Source organism: Allobosea sp. (assembly GCF_048595345.1).
GTDB lineage: Bacteria > Pseudomonadota > Alphaproteobacteria > Rhizobiales > Beijerinckiaceae > Allobosea.
Genome location: NZ_JBMDWH010000002.1, coordinates 1 through 5,955 on the forward strand (window position 1 = coordinate 1; position 5,955 = coordinate 5,955).

Annotated in this window: 6 protein-coding genes; all 6 read right to left on the reverse strand. The window is 68.6% G+C overall.

Translation table 11 applies throughout. The features are described from left to right. A partial coding sequence (locus ACOJTB_RS00020; protein ID WP_465248393.1) for a cell division protein FtsA occupies nucleotides 1–563 on the reverse strand: 563 nt, incomplete at its 3' end. A gap of 32 nt (nucleotides 564–595) precedes the next feature. Beyond that, nucleotides 596–1,522, reverse strand: a complete 927-nt coding sequence (locus ACOJTB_RS00025; protein WP_420100458.1) for a cell division protein FtsQ/DivIB — start codon at nucleotides 1,520–1,522, stop codon at nucleotides 596–598. A 5-nt stretch (nucleotides 1,523–1,527) separates the two neighbouring features. Further along, nucleotides 1,528–2,439, reverse strand: a complete 912-nt coding sequence (locus ACOJTB_RS00030) for a D-alanine--D-alanine ligase (RefSeq protein WP_420100459.1) — start codon at nucleotides 2,437–2,439, stop codon at nucleotides 1,528–1,530. Nucleotides 2,440–2,540: 101 nt separating this feature from the next. Further along, a complete protein-coding gene (murB, locus tag ACOJTB_RS00035) occupies nucleotides 2,541–3,464 on the reverse strand; it encodes a UDP-N-acetylmuramate dehydrogenase (RefSeq protein ID WP_420100460.1) in 924 nt (307 codons plus the stop codon). 5 nt (nucleotides 3,465–3,469) lie between these two features. Next, complete coding sequence (gene murC, locus ACOJTB_RS00040; RefSeq protein ID WP_420100461.1) at nucleotides 3,470–4,876, reverse strand: UDP-N-acetylmuramate--L-alanine ligase; 1,407 nt, start codon at nucleotides 4,874–4,876, stop codon at nucleotides 3,470–3,472. Nucleotides 4,877–4,890: 14 nt separating this feature from the next. Beyond that, the coding region (locus ACOJTB_RS00045) for a UDP-N-acetylglucosamine--N-acetylmuramyl-(pentapeptide) pyrophosphoryl-undecaprenol N-acetylglucosamine transferase (protein WP_420100462.1) at nucleotides 4,891–5,955 on the reverse strand (1,065 nt) is incomplete at its 5' end.

Genomic DNA, 5,955 nt, shown 5'->3' on the forward strand with positions numbered 1-5,955 from the left:
TCGACCGCCAGCATGACGTTGCGCGCGGCCGAGGCCTCGCTGGCGACGACATGCATGTCGACCGAGAGCTTGCCGCCGATCAGCCCGCGCGGATCAAGCACGCCCGGCACGCCGTCCAGCGCATAGCCGGTCGGCAGGGCATGGAGCACGGCCTTGCCGGGGCGGATCGCATGGGTCGCGGCGGTGGCGAGCACGCGCTTGATGTCGCTGTCGCCGACCGAGCCGGCGCGCAGATCGACGCCGGCCGCATAATGCTGCGAGCCGATGCGCCCGCCGGTGAGATTCACGATAACCGACTGCACCTCGACCTTGGCCATGCGCTCGGCGGCATCGACCGCGGCGCGGATCGCCCGTTCGGCGCTTTCCAGATCGATGATCGCCCCGCCCTTGAGGCCGAGCGAGCGCTGGTGGCCGATGCCGATGATGCGCGCGACATGGGTCCGCCCGCGCAGCCGGTCATTCGCCTCTGCCGGGTTGAGCTCGGCAATGAGGCACACGACCTTGCTCGTGCCGATGTCGAGAATCGAGAGAATCGCGCTCTTGCGCGAGGAGAGCGGGCGCATCCGCGGCGTCAGGCCCTGGGAAGTGAGATGGTTCACGCCTCGCCTCCCTTCTTCTTGGCCTTGAACTTGGTCTTGAGCATCTCGGCGCGGGCTCCGGCGGCCTCTTCGGAGAGCCGCGCGATCACCCGGTCGGGCTCGCGGAAATCCAGCGACAGCAGGTCCTTGTCGAGGATGCGGTCATTGGTCTGCAGCGAGATGAAGCGCTGCATCGCGATCTCCGGCTTCATCTCGGGCAGGCGCACATCCATGCCGTTGTCGAGCTTCAGGTTCCAGCGACGGTCGGAGACCAGCGTGCCGGCGCGGATGTGCTCCGCCAGCGGCCCGGCCTGCTTGCGCAGAGCCAGATACTCGCTGGCCCGGACATTGGCGTTGGGCCCGACCACGAGCGGCAGATAGGTGAAGCGTCCATCGTCCATCTTGTCGATCACCGCCCCGTCGGCCGCGATCACGAACAGCTCGCCCTTCACCTGCCAGAGTGCATAGGGCTCCCGCTCGGTGAGCGAGATCGAGATCTCGCCCGGATAGAGCTTGCGCACCGCCGCCTCGCGGATCAGCGGGTTGGCCTCCAGCTGCCGGCGCGCCTCGTCGGCGTCGAAGAACAGCAGCGAGGTCTTGGAATCGATACCGGCCGCCACCAGCACCTCCTGCTCGGAGATGCCGGACAGGCCCGCGATCGTGACCCGGTCGATGCCGAAGCCCAGCACCCGCGCCAGGATGTGGTGCGGCGGGCCGAAATTCTCCTGCACCGTCTGATACTGGCCGCCGATCACAAAGCCCGAGGTCAGGCTGAGCGTCAGGAAGCCGAGCGCCAGCCAGCTGCCGATATGGCGCGGCACCCTCTCGGCGAGGGGTTGGGAGCGCCGCGGGCGCCGAAGCCAGCGGCCCTGCCGCTCGCTGCCAACGAGCAGCGGGGGCGTGGGCGCCGGGACCGGCAGGCGCGAAGAGGATCGTGCCGTCATCGCATTCACCGATCGAGGGAGGCGTCCTCCACCATCCATCTGACGAGCTCACCGAATTTAAGGCCCGCATGGGCAGCCAGCTCGGGCACCAGGCTGGTCTCGGTCATCCCGGGCTGCGTATTGACCTCCAGCCAGACGAGCGTGTCGGTCTCGTCGTCGTAGCGGAAGTCAGATCGGCTGACGCCCCGGCATCCGATTGCTTGATGCGCCGTTAACGCCCACTCTTCGATCTGCTGGTAAATTTTCGGTAAAATTTGCGCCGGACAGATGTGGATAGAACCGCCTTTCGCGTACTTGGCGTCGTAGTCGTAAAACGCGCCGGTTGCGGCTTGTATTTCGGTCACACCCAGGCTGCGCCCGTCCATCACGGCGCAGGTCAGCTCCCGCCCCTTCACGAAGCTTTCCGCCAGCAGGATGTCGCCGCAGGGCCAGTCCTCGCGGGCTATCTCCTGCGGGGGATGCTCGCGCCCCTCCTTCACGATGACGACGCCGACCGAGGAGCCCTCGTCCACCGGCTTCAGCACATAAGGAGCGGGCAGAACATGGGCTTTCGCTGCCTCAAAACGCGAGACGGTGACGCCGCGCGCCACGCCCACGCCGGCCGCAGCCGCGACGATCTTCGCCCGGTCCTTGCGGATCGACAGCGCCGAGGCGAGGACACCGGAGTGGGTGTAGGGGATGCGCAGAATCTCGAGCAGGCCCTGGATGGTGCCGTCCTCGCCGAAGCGGCCATGCAGGGCGTTGAAGGCGACGTCCGGCTTCAGCTCGGCGAGCACCTGCGCGATGTCGCGCTGCACGTCGATTCGCGTCACGCGATAGCCGACGCTCTCCAGCGCTGCGGCACAAGCCGCGCCGCTGCGCAGGCTCACCTCGCGCTCGACGGACCACCCGCCCATCAGAACCGCCACATGTGTCATCGACGCTCGCTCCCGCTCGCATCGGACTGTGGTTAACCATGGTTAACGGGGGGTTAATTCCGGGTACGTCGAGCGGTTCGCCGAACTGCGCCGGAGCAGCCTCAGCCCGGCACGCCGAGCCGCTTGATCTCCCATTGCAGCTCGACGCCGGAATGCTCCTTGACCCGGCGCCGCACCTCCTCGCCCAGCCCCTCGACATCGGCCGCCGTGGCGCCGCCGGTGTTGATGAGGAAGTTGCAGTGCATCTCGGAAACCTGCGCTCCGCGGACGCGCAGGCCCCGGCAGCCGGCCGCGTCGATCAGCTGCCAGGCCTTGGCGCCGGGCGGATTCTTGAAGGTCGAGCCGCCGGTGCGCTCCTTGATCGGCTGCGCCGCCTCGCGCGCCGCGGTCACCCGGTCCATCTCGGCCTGGATCTCGGCCCGGTCTCCTGGCCGCCCCCGGAACAGCGCCGAGGTGAAGATGACATCGGCCAGGCTCTCAGCGCTCTTGCGATAGCTGAAGCCCATATCGGAATGAGAGAGCGTCACGACCTCGCCAGTGCGGCGAACGCCCCTCGCCTCGACCAGCACATCGGTGGTCTCACCGCCATGGGCACCAGCATTCATCCGCAGCGCGCCGCCGATGCAGCCTGGAATGCCGCGGAAGAACGCGAGCCCGTCCAACGCCGCATCCGCCGCCGCCCGGGCGACCTTCACGTCCGGCACCGCCGCACCCGCGCGCACCATCTCGCCTTCGACCGAAATCGCGGCGAAAGCCTTGCCGCCGAGCCGGATGACGAGGCCGGGAATGCCGCCGTCGCGCACGATCAGATTGGAGCCGAGCCCGATCACCGTCACCGGGATATCGACCGGCAGTCGCGCCAGCAGATAGGCCAGATCCGCCTCGTCCGCCGGAGTGAACAGCAGCTGAGCCGGACCGCCGACACGGAACCAGGTCAGCGTGGCCAACGCCTGGTTCGACAGCAGCCGCCCGCGCAGCTCGGGGGCGGCGTCGTGGATGGCGGGGGTGAGGTCGGCGAAGGACATGGGGTTCACCCCTTCAACGCCGCCAGCTCTCCGGGCAGCGCATAGGCCCACTGGGTGATGTTGCCGGCGCCGAGGCAGACGACGTAGTCGCCCGGCCCCGCCAGCTCCGCCACCATGCCGGCGAGCTTGTCGGGCGCCTCCATCGGCAGCACATGCCTGTGGCCGCGCGCGCGGATGCCGGCGACCAGCGAATCGCGGTCGGCGCCGGCGATCGGCGCCTCGCCCGCCGCATAGGTGTCGGCGACGATGACGCTGTCGGCGTCGTTGAAGCAGGCGGCAAAATCGTCGAACAGGCTCGACAGGCGGGTGTAGCGATGCGGCTGCACGATCGCGACGACCTTGCCCTTGGTCGAGGCACGCGCGGCCCGCAGCACCGCCGCGATCTCGACCGGGTGATGGCCGTAATCGTCGAAGATCAGCGCGCCGTTCCACTCCCCGGTCTTGGTGAAGCGGCGCTTGACGCCGCCGAAGCCGGCCAGCGCCTCGCGGATGCGCTCGACCGGAATGCCGAGGTCATAGGCGACGGCGATGGCCGCCGTGGCGTTCAGCGCATTGTGATGGCCGGGCATCGGCATCATCAGGTCACGGATCACCTCGTCCTTACCCGTCTTGCGGTCACGGATGAGCAGGGTGAAGCGCGACTGACCACCGGTGAGGTCGATGTCGAGCAGGCGGAAATCGGCCTGCGGGTTCTCGCCATAGGTCACCACGCGCCGGTCGGTGATCTGGCCGACGAGGCTCTGCACGGTGGGATGGTCGATGCACATCACCGCGAAGCCGTAGAATGGCAGGTTCTCGACGAAGGAGCGGAACGCCGCCTTGATCGCGTCGAAGGTGCCGAAATGGTCGAGATGCTCGGGGTCGATATTGGTGACGATCGCGACATCCGCCGGCAGCTTCAGGAAGGTGCCGTCCGATTCGTCGGCCTCGACGACCATCCAGTCGCTCTCGCCCATCCGGGCATTGGTGCCATAGGCGTTGATGATGCCGCCATTGATCACGGTCGGGTCGAGCCCGCCCTTTTCGAGCAGCGTCGCGACGAGCGAGGTCGTGGTCGTCTTGCCATGGGTGCCTGCAATGGCGACCGCCGTCTTCAGCCGCATCAGCTCGGCCAGCATCTCGGCCCGCCGCACCACCGGCAGGCGCTGCGCGCGCGCGGCGATCAGCTCGGGAGTATCTTTTTTGATGGCGGTCGAAACCACCACGACCTCGGCCTCGCCGAGATTTTCCGCCTTGTGGCCGACGAAGGTGGTGATGCCCTTCTCCGCGAGCCGCTTGACGTTGGCGCCGTCCGAGGCGTCCGAGCCTTGCACCTTGTAGCCGAGATTGTGCAGCACCTCGGCGATGCCGGACATGCCGATGCCGCCGATGCCGACGAAATGGATGGGGCCGAGCTTCGGCGGCAGCTTCATGTCCTGCGGTCCTGTCAGTTCTGGGAATGCGCGGTGGCGATCACGAGATCGGCCAGGCGGTCGGCAGCGTCGGGGATGCCGGCGCTCTTCGCGTTTGCGGCCATGGCCGTCAAGTCCGCCGGCCGGGCGAGCAGCGCCGAAAGCTCGGCGGCGAGGCGTTGCGGCGTGAAGTCCGGCTGCAGGATGCGCTTGGCCCCGCCCGCCTTTTCGAGGAAGGCCGCATTCGCGGCCTGGTCCTGATCGAGCGAGCCCGGCAGCGGCACCAGCAGCGCGGGCCGGCCGATCACCGTCAGCTCCGCCACGGTGGAAGCGCCGGAGCGGCCGATCACCAGATGCGACGCCGCCATCTGCGCCGGCAGATCCTTGAAGAAGGGCGAGATCGTCGCCTGGATGCTGAGCCGGTCATAGACCGCGCGCACGCGCCCCTCATCCTCCGCCCGCGCCTGCTGGACGATGGCGAGCCGCCCCCGCTCGGCCTCCGTGAGAAGCTCGACAGCCGGCGGCACGATATCGGCCATCACCCGCGCGCCCTGGCTGCCGCCGAAGACGAGGAGCCTGATCGGCCCCTCCCCCGGCACGTCGTAGGCCTGCCCGGCCGCCGCCAGCACCGCCGGCCGCACCGGATTGCCGACATGGCGGCATTTGTCCTGAAGCGCTCCGGCGATGCCGCCGACCTCGGCGAAGCCGGTCGCAATCAGCGTCGCGCGCCCGGCGAGGAAGCGGTTGGCGCGGCCCATCACCGCATTCTGCTCGTGGATCACCGTCCGCACGCCCGCCAGCGAAGCGCCCAGCACCGGCGGCACGGTCGGATAGCCGCCGAAGCCGACCAGCACCGTCGGCTTCACACGCTTGACGATGCTTCGCGCCGCGATTGTGCCCTGTGCGAGCTTCAGCACCGCGCCGGCCATCTTCAGCGGCGAGCGGCCGGAGGGCGTCGCGGCAGGTACCGCATGCACCGCCTCGGCCGGGAAGCTGCCGGCATAGGCGGCGGCACGCGTATCGGTCATCAGCACGACGCGGGCGCCGCGCGCATGCAGCGCATGGCTCAGCGCCTCGGCCGGGAAGAGATGGCCGCCGGT

Excerpts from the sequence above, each read along its gene's own strand:
- ACOJTB_RS00025 (WP_420100458.1), bottom strand. The coding sequence starts at position 1,522 with ATGACGGCACGATCCTCTTCGCGCCTGCCGGTCCCGGCGCCCACGCCC.
- murB (WP_420100460.1), bottom strand. The coding sequence starts at position 3,464 with ATGTCCTTCGCCGACCTCACCCCCGCCATCCACGACGCCGCCCCCGAG.
- ACOJTB_RS00030 (WP_420100459.1), bottom strand. The coding sequence starts at position 2,439 with ATGACACATGTGGCGGTTCTGATGGGCGGGTGGTCCGTCGAGCGCGAG.
- murC (WP_420100461.1), bottom strand. The coding sequence starts at position 4,876 with ATGAAGCTGCCGCCGAAGCTCGGCCCCATCCATTTCGTCGGCATCGGC.